Here is a 16,129-nt window from a genome sequence, read left to right as displayed (position 1 = left end):
AATGCCCGGATGTCTTATCAGACATTCGGGATTTATTTTTTTTACGACTAATAAGTTTGAACAACACTTACATCTGATTGCGCACAGGTGGGAAACGGGAAACGTTTACTGTATCGGCAAACACAGGAGTTCCCGGAAGGATTTACATGTCCCTATTCAAGGATGGACGCTACGTAGCACCCGGAAATATTGTAGAATTCATGCACGGCAACCAGCCTCAACTGGCATTTGTCATGGAAGAACAGTCCGGTAAGCTTAAGCTTTACACCATAAACAAACGCGAAACAAAAATGCCTGCGGCAAGGGTCCTGCCATGGATCGGTCCGCAATATTCCGCGTCCGCCACCCGTCAGGATATGCTTGATTACATGGTCAAGCACCAGGAGAAACGGGGCGAACTGCAGGCAGGCCTCGACACCATGGAGATTTGGGATCTGGCGCAGGGCGAATTAGAAAAAGCCCCCCTCAGCTGGTTTGCCGGACTTCTTTGGGAAAAACCGGATGAGGATAAGGTTTCCGCTCTTGGGCGGGCCATGATCGCGGCCAAGACCCATTTCAAATTTCAGCCCCCTGAATTCATCATCTACACTCAGGAAAAAGTTGAACTCCGTCTGCAGCAGCAGGCAGAGGAAAAAGCGCATGAAGAAATAATGAGTGCCGGGCAGGAACTTTTCAAGAACATCTGGACCGCCCGTGAATCCGGTGGGAAAATCAGACCGGACCGCATTCCTGAAATGTCCGATGAGATCGCCGATGGCCTGAAAAAATTCCTCATGGAACGTATTTCCGGTCTCAACGAAGAAAAATCCAATAAAATGTGGTCCGCCCTGCGTAAAGGGTTGCCTGACCACCCTCACTTGCCACTGCTGCTGGCTCAGGGATGGGGTATAGTTCACCCGCACCACAACTATCTGCTGGATGAAGCTGAATATATTTTTGACGACAGCTGGTCTGATGAGCACAGTGCAGACATCAAAAGACTGATTGAAGCAGTTGAGACAAAAGCAGGGAACATCTGCCCGTTGCCCATGCGAAGCATTGATTCTGCAACGACCAAAGATATTGACGACGCCTTCAATCTCCAAAAAAGGGAAGACGGGGGGTACACCCTGACTATCGCACTGGCCAGACCTTGCTTGGACTGGAATTTCGGCTCCCCGTTGGATCTGGCGGTAATGAATCGCGGAACCAGCCTGTACCTTCCTGAAGGAACAAGCCATATGATGCCCGAGGCTCTCGGTATCGGTGCGTTCAGCCTTTTTTCCGGGGAAATTCGTCCGGCCCTGATCACGACTTTTGAGCTGGACAACCTAGGAATTCTGCAATCAGCAACACCGCATACAGGCTGGGTTAAGATCACCGACAACTCGACTTACCTCGCGGTTGAGCAAATGCTTAAAGACGGAAGCGATGATGAAATGGCTCTCGCTTTCGAACTGTCTGAAAAACTTTTGCAGGAGCGTATCAAGCACGGAGCCATTGTAATCCGCAGGCCGGAACCGGAACTTTCTCTTGAGAGCTGGCCGCAGCAGACCAAAGTGCTGATGTCTACCAAAGAAAAAACCACCCGCGCAGACCAGATTATCAGCGAGTTCATGATCCTTGCCAACTCCGGACTGGGCAAGTTTGCGGAAGAACACGACTTTCCACTCCTTTACAGGACGCAAGACATAGCCCTGCCCTCCGACCTAAGCGGCATAATAACTGAACCTCATGAAATCTACATGCGTGTTCGCCAGATGGTTCCACCGCAGATGGATACTACACCCAAAAAGCATGCAACACTGGCGGTAACCGGATACAGCCCCATAACATCTCCGCTTAGACGCTATGCTGATTTCCTGAACATGGCTCAGCTCTGCCACTATCTTGTAGAAGGCCATGCTAAATGGGATGCTGAAGATCTTAAGAATCTTGCGGACAGCTTACAGCTGCGTTTGCAGTCTGTGATCAAGATTCAACGCTTCAGGCCGCGTTATTGGAAACTGCTCTATCTGGCACAGAACAAAAAAAGCTGGCATCATAGTGTAGTAGTTGATGATAATGGTCCTCTTGCCACATTGGCCATGCCTGAAATACAAATTAACGTAAGGGTTCCCCGCCCAATGCTTGGCGACAAGCTCTACCCCGGGCAGGGATTTCAGATACGCTTCAACAAAATAGATCCGCTGACCAATGAATTGCGGGTTGTAGAAGCTATGGAAGAATAATACAAGACAAGCAAACGCATATTTCCAGCTGTTATTTTAACTGGAATTAGCATATATGTATTCTGGTTTTTAAGGTCCCAAGGGACTTTGACTACCACGACAAACGGAAACTTACAGGCTGTGCGGGTATCCCTGCAAAGGGGAAAGCAGGACAAAACCGACAGACCTGAAACGGAAAAAGACTTTAAGGAGTTAGCGCATGCTCTGGATATTCTGGCTGGTTTTCGCCTATTTTCTGGGATCTATTCCCTTCGGACTTTTCATCGGTAAAATCTGTTATAACCTCGACATCCGTACCGAGGGCAGCAAAAGCACCGGCGCCACAAATGTGGCCCGTCTGTGTGGATTCAAATACGGTGTTGCAGCCTTGATACTCGACGTAGCCAAAGGATTTGTTCCCGTGCTCATGGCTTATCAGTACAGCCACAACTGGATCTTCATCTCCCTCGTAGCCGCAGCAGCGGTACTCGGACATGTATTCTCAATCTTTCTTGATATGAAAGGCGGCAAGGCTGTTGCCACAACAATCGGCGTATTTCTGGCTCTTGCTCCTGTGGCAACTATCTACTCCATCATCTTCCTGCTGGCAGTAATCGGACTCTCTGGATTTGTTTCCATGGGTTCACTCACCTTTGCGGTGGCCCTGCCTTTCTTCACTCTGGTGACAGGCGCTATCGGCATGGTTCCGTTGGCATGCGGTATGACCATGCTCCTGTTCTGGACTCACCGGGACAACATCAAACGTCTTGCTAAAGGCGAAGAAAACTCTTGGAAAAAAAAGAAATAATTACGCGATAAAAACAAAAAGGGGGAGTCGAAAAACTCCCCCTTTTTTTGTTCTAAAAAACATCCTTATATTTTTTTCTGACTTCCATAATCTTCTCCAGATTGTCGAAAAAAGCATCAACCAGAGCCGGATCAAACATCGTTTCCCGGTTAGCCTTGAGAAACTCAAGTGCCCGGTCCACTTCCCAAGCCTCTTTGTACACTCTCTCGCTGCAAAGGGCATCGAAAACATCTGTAATACAGAGAATGCGTCCGGCAATACTGATTTCATCGCCCTTTAAACCCTGCGGATAGCCGGAGCCGTCCCAGTACTCATGATGCTCATGAGCGATTTTGGCCGCAGTCTTAAGCAACTTACGGTTACTGGCCCTAAGGATATTGTATCCTATTTCGGTATGGGTTCGCATGACCTTCATTTCTTCAGCAGTCAACTTACCCGGCTTGAGCAGGATTGAGTCCGGTATACCGATCTTGCCCACGTCATGCATGGGTGAAGCATAGTAAAGTTCATCAACTTTAACCGGATCAAGACCCAAAGCCATTCCCAGAATTCTGGCTATCTCCGAAACCCGGATAACATGAAAAGCAGTCTCCTTGGAGCGGAACTCCACCACCTCGCCGAGCATACGGACAATTTCTTTCTGTGTGTCCAGAATTTCCTGATTAAGATAGATATTATCGAAAGCTACGCCGACATTATCCGAAAAAATCCGCAACAGGTCTTCGTCCTGCTCACTGAATTCATTGCCGCAGTTTTCCACATAAAGTAGATGTGAACCATGTTGGTGAGTCGGCAAATAGCCGATATAATCACACTCCATAAAGCAGCCGAATCCCCTCTCACGGACTTTGTCCAATTGGCTCTTGGTCTGCTCGGAAAGAACCGGGCACTCATCTACTGAGGAAGTACATTGTGAATATTTACCGGTCGATGCGATTATCCGCATATTGCCATGCTCCGGGCTGGTCACAGCCACTCCATCACCTTCTATGTATACAGAATCACGCAGACCGATCAGGGAAATAACTTGAGTAAGCACCCCTTGAGCTAACCGTCCCACGGACTGCTGTTTAAAAAGGCTACCCGAAGCCTCAATAATATGCTTAAGTCCTCTACGGTTCTGTTCAATAACCTGTAAGTCCCTGAAAGAACGGAGTGATGAAAGCACAGAAGTAAATAGGCGCTGTGCGGTAAGCTCGGCTTTATGCTTGTAGTCATTGATATCATACTCAATGATGACCTGCCGTTCAGGAGCCTGACCCGGCTGCCCTGTACGTAAGATTATGCGAACCATGCGATTCTTCATTTCTTCGCGAATAATCCGCACAAGTTGAAGGCCTGCATGGTTGGTTTCCATAACCACATCAAGCAGGATAACAGCAACATCTGGATGTTCTTTCAAAATGGAGACAGCCTGTTCGGCTGAATATGCGCTCAGGAATTCCAACCCTGCGCCTTCAAACCTAAAATCCCCCAGCACAAGCCGTGTAGTGCTGTGAACATCTTCCTCATCATCGACTATGAGAATTTTCCAACTTTTGGTCTTCCTTACCTTACTCACCTCAGGCGTTTCATCCGCAAAAAGGAGCTCATCATTGTCAATTGAATTTGGACTAGCAACCATAGACAGACCTCACTTGAATATCACAAAGGAATTGTCACCCTGAAAACGGCCCCCCCTTCATCTGAGCAGGAAACAGTTATATTCCAATTATAGCCATTTGTAATTCTGCTTACAATGCTCAATCCCATTCCCACTGCTTCGGGACGGGTCGTAAAAAATGGATCAAAAATGTACGGCATATCCGCTTCTGATATACAAATTCCATTGTCTGAAACCTGCAACACATTATACGAACCTTCCACCTTAAAACTTATCTGCACCAAAGGATTCTGCTCATCTGAAAAATATATCGCATTGGAAACAAGTTCAATTAAGACCTTTGCCAATAAATCAGGACGGGCATCAATAGTCATACTTGCAACATCAATATTGAATGTTACCTCACGGCCAAGACCTCTTGCGTATTCACGGCAGACATCCAGAGCCTTATCCATCACATCTGAAACTTCCGCGCTGCAATGTTCGCAATGGTCTATGGATGCAAATGCAGATACACTTTTTACAATGTCTTCCAAACGGGCAGTTTCGTGCGCTATTGTTTTCAGGTACTCCTGAACCTCTGAATCGGGCTCCAGCTTACGGGCGGCAAGCCCTGCGAAGCCATTGATAGTCATGGTCCGGTTACGTATCTGATGCGCCACAGATTTGGCCATCTGGGCCAGACTTCCGCGGTTCAATTCAATTTTGAGCAAGTCTCTGTAAGAACGAAGAGCCGTGGTCATGGAGGTCCTCAGCCTCTTTGAAGTCAGCTCTGCCTTCTGCCAGTAATCATTTATATCCAGTTCGGTTATAACCGTATGCTCCGGTGCAAAGCCGGGCTGGCCGGTACGCAGGATGATCCTGATAAATTGATTATTAAGTTCATTCCTGATGCGACGCGCAACATCCAATCCCGCAGTATTGGTCTCCATCACCACATCTAGGAGCACCACTGCAAAACCGGATATATTTTCCAAGACCTCAATTGCTTCCGCTCCAGAATAGGCACTTGTGAACTCAAGGGGACGGCCCTCAAATTCAAAATCGCCAAGCACCATTCTGGTCATGGAATGCACATCCGGCTCGTCATCCACAATAAGCACCTGCCACGGCTCACGATATGGCGACAGTGCTTCTTCCGCTTCATCCCCGGAAAAAACTAATTCATCATCTGCGAATAAATTATCAGTATGCATGCATACCCTCAATTGATAAGCTGGTGCGTAATAAAAAAATCATACTGACAGACTAACCCACTTAGCTAAAAATTCAAACAGTATTATCATTTGGAACCATAATTTATGTAGATTTATCACACTCATTACACATAGTTTTTACCTGACAGCTATTTCCTCTTGAACAAGTAAACTATATAAACTAATGTCTTGCCACTTAATCCTTACAGGACGCATTAATCATGACGGAAATTCTTATAGCCTCAATCGCGCTAATCATTTTTGCCTTTATCATTTACTCTACCTATGCTGCGCAAAACGCAAAGTTTGGGCAAAAGAAAAAGGCTTTCGAGCTAAAGCAGGCGCACATGGAAAAATCCATGGAAAAAGTTCGTTCAGAGATGAGTATGATTGAAAAAGAAATTGCAAAAACCGAAGAAAGACTCAACGCCCTGGACACCCCCGGGGAAGACGCTTCTTCGGGGGAATGGTAATCCCCCCGAAAATTAATTGTTCTGAAAAGTAGAATTTTCTCGTAAAGAAGACCGAGGAGATTCAGATGAAAAAGTCACGCTACAGCGACAGTCAAATTTTGAGTATTTTGAAGCAGGCCGAGAATGGAGTTCCCGTTGCCGAGCTTTGCCGTGAACACGGAATGAGCAGTGCCACGTTTTACAAATGGCGTTCCAAATACGGCGGCATGGATGCATCCTTGATGGCTCGAATGAAAGAGTTGGAACGTGAGAACCGCCAGCTTAAGAAAATGTATGCCGAAGAGCGATTGAAAGCGGAAATCGTCAAGGAAGCTCTCGAAAAAAAGTGGTAAAGCCGTCTTGTCGGCGCAAGATGGCAAAGGCAGCCGTGAAGGAAGAAAAGGTCAATATCCGTCAGGCGTGCGAGGCTTTCAGCATCAGCCAAACTTGCTACAGGTACGAACCGAAGCTCTCCGCTGAAAATGAACTTGTTACCGACTGGCTAGTCCGGTTAACGCACAACCAACGCAACTGGGGTTTTGGATTGTGCTTCCTGTATCTGCGCAACGTGCAAGGCTTTTCTTGGAATCATAAGCGCGTTTACCGGATTTACCGAGAACTTGAGCTGAACATGCGCATTAAGCCTAAGAAACGGCTTGTGCGTGAAAAACCGGAACCTTTATCCCAGCCCGAATCTGCCAATCAAGTTTGGTCCATGGATTTTATGCATGACCAACTTGAAGATGGGCGCAGTTTTCGTTTGTTGAACGTAATCGACGACTTTAATCGTGAAGGATTGAGCATCGAAGTAGATCTGTCATTGCCTGCGGATCGTGTTGTTCGAACACTGAACCAGATTATCGAGTGGCGTGGCAAACCCGAAGCAATAAGATGCGACAACGGCCCTGAATACATAAGCAACAGGCTACTGCTATGGGCAGAAAAAGAAAAGATACGGCTGGAATATATCCAGCCAGGAAATCCGCAACAAAACGCTTACGTTGAACGCTTCAATCGGACCGTGCGGTACGACTGGTTGAGCCATTACATGTTTGAAAGCATCCAAGAGGTGCAGGATTACGCTACCAAATGGCTCTGGACATATAACAATGAACGCCCCAATATGGGCATTGGCGGCATCACTCCGATGCAGAAACTGAGAATGGCTGCATAGCCTCTACTTTTCAGGCCCCCTAAGAATGGGGGGATTACCGAATAAACTCTAAACGACAACGCTATGATTTTTTCAATACTATTTATTTCAATCGGCATGATGGCCACTATATTTGTATGCAAAAGCATCAATGGTAATTTTGAACTCAAATCATACGATATAAGCAATAAAGAAAAAATACTAAACGAAGAACTTCAGGATTTACGCGACAAACGGAAAGAACTTTCCCGTCGACTGGACGATCTGAAGACTCTTTTAAAGGCAGGCGTGAAATCTCAGAAGTCGGCCGCACCTGAAGCCTCCCCTACAGACCTGAAAGGATGGCTATTGCAAAAGGGTGTCTTAACTGAAACACAATTTTTATCCGCTGAAATCTATGCAATAGAAAAAAACATAGATTTAACTGGTGCCTTGCTTACGCTGAACATGATTTCAATCGAAGTATACGAAGAAGCTAAAAAAAGAAAATTGCTCTAAAAATATTTCAAAAAAAGAGCCGCAGCGGTGATCCGCTGCGGCTCTTTTTTCTCTATTAATTCAGCCTAGAATTCATTTTTATAAGTCTCGCCTCTATGCACATGGTACTTAAGGTCGTAAGCTTTTTTCAGATGCATGACCAAAGTATCAACCGCATTATCATCAAGTTTCTGAACCCAGATAAAAACACGGCGCGCACCCTGCTCAACTCCTTCATAAGAAGTAAAGACGGTTGAAAGACGAACTCCCCTTGTCCAAAAGTCATTCAGCAATTCCTCAAGGGCGGAAGCTGTATCTTCCAATACAAAAGCAAACTGGGAACTACCCTTGCTGACCCCGGTTACAGTAGTCAGAAAACGATAAACATCAACCTCGGTAACAATACCGACAAGCCCGAATTCGTCAACAACAGGCAGGCCGCCGATCTTTCGTTCAAGCAGAATTTCTGCTGCGACCTCCATACATGTGTCTGGAGATACAATATAAGGATCGTGGGTCATAATATCTTTAATTTTCAGCCCCATCAGGCCTTCCCCATTACCTTTGGCATTGTCACCGGACAAAAATTTGGAAGGCATGGCATCACGAATATCCCTATCGGAAACAATACCCGCAACCAACCCGGAAGCCTCAGTTACCGGAATCTGCCTGATGCCGGCATCGCGCATCATTTCCATGGCATCAAATACAGGTGCTCCCGGCTGAATGGTCAGCACCTCTTCTGTCATCCAATCCCCTACTAACATATCTCAACTCCTGAATATCATCATATTAAGTCATTAAAACAAAATTCGTATTGATCAGTAAAAAAGTCAAAGGGAAACTGCCTTCACTCCAAAATCGGCAATTATAACTTTTCTCCGTAAGCAAAGAAAACCCTGTAGCTGGCTTTTATTCCTGATTCTCCCCTGTATAATCTTTCATATTCTTCAACAAACCGACGGTATTTATCCTTGCCCCAGGATATATTTTCACTGGATGCAACGGCCCCGGTCTGCTTATGTTTTTTCAAAAAATACTTCACGGACGGAAAAAACTGTTCATAATTTTCGCTGGAAAAAGTAACTCTCAAATTATCGATACCTGAGAAAATATCTTCATAAAAATCACAGGACCTCAACTGCTTGACTGAACCGAATCCAGTTCTTGCGCTGACATCCGCCAGTTCACTCAGAGTCCCATCGACAAAAATGGCTATCCCGAACTTTCCGCCGGATTTTAGAACTCTGAAACTTTGTGGAATAGATTTTTCAGGGTCACCGTACCACTGCATAGCCGAAGAGCTTGCGAGCAGATCAAAACTCTCATCCGCGAAAGGTAACTCCTCACCATCCGCTGCAACAAGCAGCGCCCCGCTACCTTTCTGCTCCAGAAGCATGGGCCTGACCAGATCTAATGAAACATATTGCCCACAACAGATGCGTTTCTTCAACTCATCATGCAAAAAACCGACTCCCGAGCCTATATCCAGAACACAGCCATAGGAGCCTTGCGGGCAAAGAGCCGCACAATTTGCAGCAACAATACGCTGCACGGAAGCGGCGTCGCTATAGCTTGACGCAGCCTTTCCGAAACACTGACGAATTCTCTTTTTCACTTAAACACTATCCCTTAATAATACTCAACAATTCCGGTTCTGGAATTTTGTGTCCGCCTTCGATCTCCACGACCTGTACATTTTCTAAGGCTGTCATGACCTTATCAAAAGCCTTACGACGAACAATGCGGTCACTATTACCATGCACAATGGTCAAATCAGGCAATAAAACTTTCCCGCTAATCTCGATCTTCGAAGAAATAAGATATTCAAGGCCGGCAACAAGAGCTGCTGATTCTTTCGAATTATATGCAGGAGGCTCAGGCTCTGCACAATTTTCATGAAATGACCGGACGACTTCCGCAGGGTCTTTATCCATACCCTGAATCATCCCACGGACCAACCGAACGGGGAATGAATCCGTAAACGATAAGAACGGCGCAATCAAGACCACTTTTTTAAAACGGACAAACAAGTGGCGGCATTCCTTCAACAAAATATGCGCACCAGTGGACCAGCCAACAAGCACATCACCGCCTTCTTCGAGCAAAGCCGGAAGTTCTTCAGGATCGAATCCGCTAAAAGGAACCAGAAAGCGTGCTGTTTCGGCCAGTTGCGGGTATTGGGACGGAGAAGAAGCCCAGCCACCGACAAAAACAATATTCATCAACCAAACTCCGCTTTCAATACGCCAAACGCGCTCTTGATTTTCTGTAAATCATCTCCAGTTAAATCTGCCCGTAACGAAAGCCTCAAACGCGCTGTACCTTCAGGCACCGTCGGTGGACGGATAGCTGCAGCATATATGCCTTCTTCAATCAGCCTGTCGCGGGCAGCTAATGCGGTTTTATTGTCACCTAGAATGACAGGAATTATTTGACTTTCAGAATTGCCGCAATCAAAGCCTAATGACTCGAGGTATTCTTTCAAATCCAAACTCATCGCCAGCAAGCGCTGTCCACGGGAAGAATCTTCTGCAACCAACCGCAAAGCCGCAAGGTTGGCTCCGATTACAGCTGGTGGCAGGGCTGTAGTAAACACAAAGGAACGCCCTTTGTTACGCAGGTAGGAAATCAATTCCTTACGTCCGGAAACAGCACCTCCGAGAGAACCGAACCCTTTTGAAAAAGCACCCATATGCAGATCTACGCGGTCCGCGACTCCACGCTCAAAGGCAATGCCTTTTCCAGACCCGAAAACCCCTTCGGCATGGGCTTCATCAATGACCAGCATGGTATCATAAAAATCGCAGAGGTCCGCAACCTCTTCCAGATAAGCGAGGTCCCCGTCCATGCTGAAAATGGTATCAGTAATAAGAAGCCGTTCATGGGCGTCTTTAGCTGCTTCCATCCGCTTCTTGAGATGGGCAAGGTCGTTGTGACGGTAACGCACCTGACGCGCCCCGGACATCCTGATACCGTCCAGTATACTGGCATGGTTCAACTTATCGGAGAAGACGACTGTGCGCCGTCCGGCAAAGCTGTCCATAATAGCAAGATTGGCGGTATAGCCGGAGGTAAAGAGCATGCAATCTTCCTGCTCTTTGAATGCTGCCAGCTCCCGCTCCAGATCATCATAAATCTGAAAATTTCCGGTAACCAGCCGGGAAGCGGCCGCTCCGCAGCCATATTTGCGCACTGCTTCTGCTGCGGCACGGGCAAGGCTTTCGTCCATAGCAAGGCCGAGGTAATCGTTGGAGGCAAGGTTGAGCAATTTCTGCCCATTGAAAAGGAGTTCCTTGGCGGCTCCGTTGTCCAAATCAGGAACGACCCTGAGCATGGAAGCCTTTTTAAGCTCGGCCAATTCGCCCTCTATACGGCGATAAAAACTTTTTGGAGTCATAAAAACAAAATCCGGCAGTCAAAAATATAATCGGAGTATTTTAAATGGTGAATGGAAAAAGTAAAGCTCATGGCTAAGAATAGCAACCATGTTTTTGATATGTAGAAAAATTTATGGCTAATTACAGGTCTTTTCTGTTACCCATCCTAGGAGACCAAGCGAATGACTCTCATTATAACTGAAAACTGGAGCACACATGAAAAACTTCAAATTCACCATATTATTTATTTTACTGGGAATGACATTCCTATTCTGCGCCTGTACCGGCAAAAATATCACGCCGCTGCCGGAAGCCCCGGACTATACTCTGGACAAACACTGGTCCATTCGGGACAACAATCCAACCAAGAAAATTGACGTATTTTTCGTACACCCCACCACCTACGGTCCTCCATCGAACGGTCACTTAATCGCTGATTTGGACAACGAAAAGCTTAACCGGATTACTGACCGGGATACAGTCCAATGGATCACATCAGCCTTTGCCGACTCCTGCAATATTTTTGCTCCGCGGTATCGGCAGATGAATATTGAAGTACTTAAAAAGGGAGGCGAAAAAGACTATATTCAAACTCCTGTCTCAGACATAAAATCCGCATTTAAATTTTACCTCAACAATCTTAACAATGGTCGTCCTTTCATTCTTGCAGCCCATAGCCAAGGTTCCTATGTGACCAGAAACCTGCTGCTCGAAAATCCCCAACTGATAGACAAAAACAAACTGGTCGCCGCTTATCTTCCGGGCTGGACATTCACAGCTAAAGACATTGCGGACCTCGGCCTGGAGCTGAGCGAAAGCCCCGAACAGACAGGATGTCTCATAACATGGAACACCATCGGTCCCGGTGGAATCTCCCCCACAGTCAAAAAAGGTGCACTCTGCGTTAATCCGCTTTCATGGAATACCGAGACAAAAGAATTCCCTGCCTCGGATAATATTGAAGCTAAAATTTTCATTACCGAGAATAAAACCTTACGCGTCAAAAACTTCACCGCCGCACGCATCAACGCGGCGGGGGCACTTGAAGTACCGACTCCTCCCAAAGAAGTCCTGCAACAGCTGAACATGTCACTTGGGCAGGAAGTTTATCACCGCTACGATTACGATTTTTTCTTTTTCAACGTGAAAGAAAACGTAAAAGAGCGTTGTGAAGCTTACCTAAAAAAGCAGCACTAAAAGCAAAAAGGGTTGGTGAACAAATTCACCAACCCTTTTTATTATTGAGTTTATATATTTTTATTGAATAGTTTTCGAAACCTCCGGCCACCCGCTCCAAACCTCAACCGCCAGCACGGCCAGCCCGTCTCGGTCCATAGCCTGAATCTCGTCTTCCAAGGCGTTGCTGGCATCACGCACAGCCTTGACCTTTGCGGTAATCTCCAGGTCAGGATCGGCAATGGCGTTAATCTGCTTCCAGATAGGCGCAATGGCGAGAATACGTTTTTCTGCTTCCTGCTTGGATTCGGCAACAATGTTCTGCCGCACGGCTTCCGTTGGAATCTCTACCACCGAATAATTATAATCCACCCGGTCAGCACGGACGATGGTGCTGTACTGCCCGTACATCTGCATGCGGGGATTGATAAACGGCTTGTTGATTCTAGCCGCTACAATTTTACCGCCGATACGTTTAGCTTCACGTTTCATTTCCTCAGTGGGCAGTCCATCAATCTCGGACGCTCCACAAGCCGCTACGCCGTCTTTAACAATTGTATACATGGTCTACCCCGCTATTATCTTTTTAAAGTTACCCGCCGCCGGAGAGAGGTTCTTTGTAAAAAAGAGTGCTAAGCTATTCTGATTATCTACCCGCATAGCCTTCTGCCCGGTATTGGAATCAAAAACTGTCACAGGATCACCGGTCCACCAATCTGTGCCGTCATAAACCATAACCTCTGCCTGAGCATTGGAAGTTCCGTAAACGACAACAACGGTTTCCTCATTGGGCGAAGCCAGAACAGGACGCACGGCATCGTTGCCCGCTTTGGTCAGGAACTCATTTCCAGCAGTCCAAGTCCCACCCACGCGGTTAAAAACCTTTCCGCGTACCCGGTCGTCAGATAAATCCCCTTCATAATAGGAGAGCACAAAACGGTCAGCGGACATTTTAACCAGTTCCAGATACTGTGCTGACTGTGCAAGGGATTCATAGCTTGTGATAAGCTGCGCATCGCCCCATGCCGAAGAGCTGTCCGCCCTTGAAAGAGAGTAAAGCTTCACGTTGAACGGAGGACCGCCGTAGGAGTACGCGAAAATAATTTCATTCTCGGACATGCCCACGATTGCAGTGTTCATGGGATTATTCTCAGTGCCGACAAAAAGCTCATTCTTGGTCAGCACATTTGAAGTGTTGGACGGTCTGGTGATATCCGACACAACGGCAGCATAAGTATTTAAAGCGCGTTCTTCTTTATAGATGCAGGGGACACCAAGTTCATTACCTTCGGCTGCTTTAACGTCCCCGATGTATCCATAACTGGAAAGCGGAATCCCTGAACCGGACACGGCCCAATCAGCCTCGGTTGCGCCCTTGGCAAGAAGTCGGCAGGCTACCGCTGCGTCAAGGTTAGGCTCAGGATCGAAAAAAGCCAAAACAGAATTAAGCCCCATTGGCGCAAGGGCTGAGAGTCCGTTGTTGTTCACATCAACCGGGCTGACATCAAAAGGAGTTGCGGCGGTGAAGTCGGCAGCTTCCGCACTGCCACGGGTCAGAGCCGCGCACTTGAGGGTAAGCCCGGAACCCAAGCGAAAAGCGGTCAAAAAGCAGGTATCCGAAACCTTGCACAGGGACAGGTTGTAAGGAAGATCCGCAAGAAATGAGTTTATCTGACTGTCCAGTGTAGCGGTGTAATCTTTCCAGACGTTGAAGGCTTCCGCGCTGGTGAATGAAATCTTGTCGCTGACCAGCGTAAAGACTGTCTCGCCGTTGCTCATCTTGATTTCACGCCAGAGCTTATAAACGGTTCCCTCGACCATGCCCTTGGCAATCTTCCAGCTGTTGAGATTGATAGCATCGTCAACGCTCTTGGCTACCGCGTTGGCCTTGGTTCCATCCGGGGAAACATACCAGCTGGTGCTGATATGGTTGTAAGCCGGATCGCTGGAAACAGGAGTATCAGCGGCAACGGCTGCGGTTTCTTTGACTCCAACGGCATCGTTAGCGGGCGAGGTGATACCGAGCCCGGCCACGTTAAACGGGATCAGCGCAACGTCCACGGTGGCGGTGCTGGTGCTGGTGGCCTTGCCGAATTCCCGCGCGGTCACATCAAGCGTAACCTGACCGGCTACATCGAGCTGCGGCAGGGTCCAGATAATCGCGCCCTTGTTGACCGCGATAGTTCCGCCCTGCGGCTTAAAACCGAACTCAACACCGGACATGTAATCGTCGTAGTTGGCAATAAGCACAGTGATATCGGTTCCCTCGTAGCCGTTTGCCACATAGGTCAAGACGGGTTTTTCCGAGGTGGTGAAAGCATCACCGTCAATCAGGACTTTGGAGCTGGTCCCGTCCGCATGCTTAACTGCCGGATTCCCGGATTCATCCACAAAAAAAGTAACCTTGTTGTCGGCATCGGGAACAGCGACAGCCGCCCCGGCCTCTTTGTGAAAAGTGATGGGCATTTATGCCTCCTTAAGTTTTTGAATTTCTTTGTAGAGATAGACGAGCATATCCTGCACGTTGGTAGCAGGTGCGCCCGTTGTTCTGAAATCAAAGCTGATTTCTGCGGCCTTATCCGAACCGCGATCTTCAACGCTCACCCCGTCACCGACAGTCAAATTCACGCCCTCGGCAATCTTGAGCGGTCCGGCGGTGAAGTACTTCCCCGGTGCGGCAAGGGCCGAATCCGGGTCGGTTATGGCTTGTTTCTGTATGTTCTGGGGAATGTTGAAATTTCCCACGTTGACCGCTTCAAGCAAAGCCTTACCGTTGGTTGCGGCGTTCTCAATGGCGGCGGATTGCGCGTTACCTGCTACCTGCACGGCGAGTTTTTCGGTGCTGCCTACGCCGTCAACGCGTAGGACCTGCGCTTCGCCGTTGAGCTTGATATCTGAAACGGCCTGATTGCCCTTCACATTGATATCGTCGATGGCCTTGTCCGCTGTTTGAACAGTCTCATCTCTTGCGGACTCTGCGGTAATCTGCGCAGCCTGTGCATTGAACTGCGCGGAAACGGCCCGGTCACTGGCCTCTGTGACTTCACCCATAAATTCCTGCGGTGTCTGCATATCTTCAGGCGGAGTCGAAATGTCATACTTAAGAGCCCTGTCCAACTGCTCTTGAAGCTGCTGGTCACGCATAACGCCACGGTCAAAAGTTTCATTGAGAAGCTGAACAGAAAAAGGGTCATTCTCTACCAATTCCAGCTCCTGTGTATAAGGAACATCGCGGTAAAGAATAATCTTATCCCCATACGGAAGGGGGTCACCGGAAACAGGATACTGCACCCTGCCGCCGGACTCCGCACCCAGACCGGAGACGATTTTGAAATCTGTTCCCGGCACAAGGGATTGTTCATTTCCTCCACTATCGCGCACCGCAGCACTGAGTTCTTCCGTCTTGAAAACACGGAAATTAAAATCAAAGAATGTCTGAACACCGTCCCCGACAAAGGTTATGGTGCTGCCACTTGAAACAATGGTCATTAATTCCTCCTGTTAGTGTTATTAATACGATTCATTAGCTGCCTTACATCTAAAGACTACGCAGCAAGGCGGACCCGAGTCAGAGGACTCAGGTCCGCCCTTGAACGGAAGAGCAACTTCATTTTCCTGAGAACAATAAAGCGGGCCTGAGTTGCTTAACTCAAGCCCGCCAAAACAAATGACCTAAGGCGCATCCTTCTGCGCTG

Annotated in this window: 15 protein-coding genes; 6 read left to right on the top strand and 9 right to left on the bottom strand. The window is 47.7% G+C overall.

Features of this window, described 5'->3' with window-relative positions:
* The first annotated feature begins 146 nt into the window (after positions 1-146).
* On the top strand, positions 147-2,210 hold the full coding sequence (locus tag ACNI29_RS14135) for a ribonuclease catalytic domain-containing protein (RefSeq protein WP_419779007.1): 2,064 nt from the start codon (positions 147-149) through the stop codon (positions 2,208-2,210).
* Between the two features lie 199 nt (positions 2,211-2,409).
* Positions 2,410-2,997, top strand: a complete 588-nt coding sequence (plsY, locus tag ACNI29_RS14130) for a glycerol-3-phosphate 1-O-acyltransferase PlsY (RefSeq protein WP_419779006.1) — start codon at positions 2,410-2,412, stop codon at positions 2,995-2,997.
* Between the two features lie 52 nt (positions 2,998-3,049).
* Here the strand turns inward: plsY and ACNI29_RS14125 are convergent, their stop codons facing one another.
* On the bottom strand, positions 3,050-4,558 hold the full coding sequence (locus tag ACNI29_RS14125) for a DUF3369 domain-containing protein (RefSeq protein WP_419779005.1): 1,509 nt from the start codon (positions 4,556-4,558) through the stop codon (positions 3,050-3,052).
* 83 nt (positions 4,559-4,641) lie between these two features.
* Positions 4,642-5,796 (bottom strand): ATP-binding response regulator, encoded by a 1,155-nt coding sequence (locus ACNI29_RS14120; protein WP_419779004.1) that lies wholly within the window; start codon positions 5,794-5,796, stop codon positions 4,642-4,644.
* 221 nt (positions 5,797-6,017) lie between these two features.
* On the opposite strand from ACNI29_RS14120, the gene ACNI29_RS14115 reads away from it, so the two are divergent.
* The 3 genes from ACNI29_RS14115 to ACNI29_RS14105 all read left to right on the top strand — a co-directional run bounded on the left by ACNI29_RS14115 (position 6,018) and on the right by ACNI29_RS14105 (position 7,899).
* Complete coding sequence (locus tag ACNI29_RS14115; protein ID WP_419779003.1) at positions 6,018-6,269, top strand: hypothetical protein; 252 nt, start codon at positions 6,018-6,020, stop codon at positions 6,267-6,269.
* A gap of 65 nt (positions 6,270-6,334) precedes the next feature.
* Positions 6,335-7,422, top strand: a protein-coding gene (locus ACNI29_RS14110; RefSeq protein WP_419779002.1) for an IS3 family transposase whose coding sequence is annotated in 2 segments (ribosomal slippage) — positions 6,335-6,587 and positions 6,587-7,422 — 1,089 coding nt in all. Because the reading frame shifts where the segments join, the coding sequence is not laid out codon by codon here.
* A gap of 63 nt (positions 7,423-7,485) precedes the next feature.
* Complete coding sequence (locus tag ACNI29_RS14105; protein WP_419779001.1) at positions 7,486-7,899, top strand: hypothetical protein; 414 nt, start codon at positions 7,486-7,488, stop codon at positions 7,897-7,899.
* A 65-nt stretch (positions 7,900-7,964) separates the two neighbouring features.
* Here the strand turns inward: ACNI29_RS14105 and ACNI29_RS14100 are convergent, their stop codons facing one another.
* The 4 genes from ACNI29_RS14100 to bioF form a co-directional block, all read right to left on the bottom strand.
* Positions 7,965-8,645, bottom strand: coding sequence for a CBS and ACT domain-containing protein (locus ACNI29_RS14100; RefSeq protein ID WP_419779000.1), 681 nt, complete (start codon positions 8,643-8,645; stop codon positions 7,965-7,967).
* Positions 8,646-8,746: 101 nt separating this feature from the next.
* On the bottom strand, positions 8,747-9,496 hold the full coding sequence (locus ACNI29_RS14095) for a methyltransferase domain-containing protein (RefSeq protein ID WP_419778999.1): 750 nt from the start codon (positions 9,494-9,496) through the stop codon (positions 8,747-8,749).
* A 7-nt stretch (positions 9,497-9,503) separates the two neighbouring features.
* The gene (locus tag ACNI29_RS14090) at positions 9,504-10,103 is read right to left on the bottom strand and encodes an alpha/beta hydrolase (RefSeq protein ID WP_419778998.1); all 600 of its coding nucleotides are present in this window, start codon (positions 10,101-10,103) and stop codon (positions 9,504-9,506) included.
* On the bottom strand, positions 10,103-11,278 hold the full coding sequence (gene bioF / locus ACNI29_RS14085; protein ID WP_419778997.1) for an 8-amino-7-oxononanoate synthase: 1,176 nt from the start codon (positions 11,276-11,278) through the stop codon (positions 10,103-10,105). The genes ACNI29_RS14090 and bioF overlap by 1 nt, the downstream gene beginning before the upstream one ends.
* Before the next feature lie 196 nt (positions 11,279-11,474).
* Between bioF and ACNI29_RS14080 the strand changes: the two genes are divergently transcribed.
* On the top strand, positions 11,475-12,455 hold the full coding sequence (locus ACNI29_RS14080) for a DUF3089 domain-containing protein (RefSeq protein ID WP_419778996.1): 981 nt from the start codon (positions 11,475-11,477) through the stop codon (positions 12,453-12,455).
* 60 nt (positions 12,456-12,515) lie between these two features.
* Here ACNI29_RS14080 and ACNI29_RS14075 read toward each other — a convergent pair whose 3' ends face one another.
* The 3 genes from ACNI29_RS14075 to ACNI29_RS14065 are packed head-to-tail and all read right to left on the bottom strand — an operon-like array spanning position 12,516 to position 15,923.
* Positions 12,516-12,998 (bottom strand): hypothetical protein, encoded by a 483-nt coding sequence (locus ACNI29_RS14075; RefSeq protein ID WP_419778995.1) that lies wholly within the window; start codon positions 12,996-12,998, stop codon positions 12,516-12,518.
* Positions 12,999-13,001: 3 nt separating this feature from the next.
* Positions 13,002-14,900: a hypothetical protein gene (locus tag ACNI29_RS14070; protein WP_419778994.1), complete on the bottom strand. Its 1,899-nt coding sequence runs from the start codon at positions 14,898-14,900 to the stop codon at positions 13,002-13,004.
* A complete protein-coding gene (locus tag ACNI29_RS14065; RefSeq protein WP_419778993.1) occupies positions 14,901-15,923 on the bottom strand; it encodes a hypothetical protein in 1,023 nt (340 codons plus the stop codon).
* Between the last annotated feature and the right edge of the window lie 206 nt (positions 15,924-16,129).

This window comes from Maridesulfovibrio spiralis (SeqCode) (genome assembly GCF_048571135.1).
Lineage (GTDB): Bacteria > Desulfobacterota > Desulfovibrionia > Desulfovibrionales > Desulfovibrionaceae > Maridesulfovibrio > Maridesulfovibrio spiralis.
Note: the sequence above shows the minus strand (reverse complement) of the source record. Positions and strands in the feature narration are given on the sequence as shown.

Coding starts and splice junctions, on each gene's coding strand:
- plsY (WP_419779006.1), top strand. CDS start 2,410: ATGCTCTGGATATTCTGGCTGGTTTTCGCCTATTTTCTGGGATCTATT.
- bioF (WP_419778997.1), bottom strand. CDS start 11,278: ATGACTCCAAAAAGTTTTTATCGCCGTATAGAGGGCGAATTGGCCGAG.
- ACNI29_RS14065 (WP_419778993.1), bottom strand. CDS start 15,923: ATGACCATTGTTTCAAGTGGCAGCACCATAACCTTTGTCGGGGACGGT.
- ACNI29_RS14120 (WP_419779004.1), bottom strand. CDS start 5,796: ATGCATACTGATAATTTATTCGCAGATGATGAATTAGTTTTTTCCGGG.
- ACNI29_RS14090 (WP_419778998.1), bottom strand. CDS start 10,103: ATGAATATTGTTTTTGTCGGTGGCTGGGCTTCTTCTCCGTCCCAATAC.
- ACNI29_RS14080 (WP_419778996.1), top strand. CDS start 11,475: ATGAAAAACTTCAAATTCACCATATTATTTATTTTACTGGGAATGACA.
- ACNI29_RS14075 (WP_419778995.1), bottom strand. CDS start 12,998: ATGTATACAATTGTTAAAGACGGCGTAGCGGCTTGTGGAGCGTCCGAG.
- ACNI29_RS14135 (WP_419779007.1), top strand. CDS start 147: ATGTCCCTATTCAAGGATGGACGCTACGTAGCACCCGGAAATATTGTA.
- ACNI29_RS14070 (WP_419778994.1), bottom strand. CDS start 14,900: ATGCCCATCACTTTTCACAAAGAGGCCGGGGCGGCTGTCGCTGTTCCC.
- ACNI29_RS14115 (WP_419779003.1), top strand. CDS start 6,018: ATGACGGAAATTCTTATAGCCTCAATCGCGCTAATCATTTTTGCCTTT.
- ACNI29_RS14100 (WP_419779000.1), bottom strand. CDS start 8,645: ATGTTAGTAGGGGATTGGATGACAGAAGAGGTGCTGACCATTCAGCCG.
- ACNI29_RS14105 (WP_419779001.1), top strand. CDS start 7,486: ATGATTTTTTCAATACTATTTATTTCAATCGGCATGATGGCCACTATA.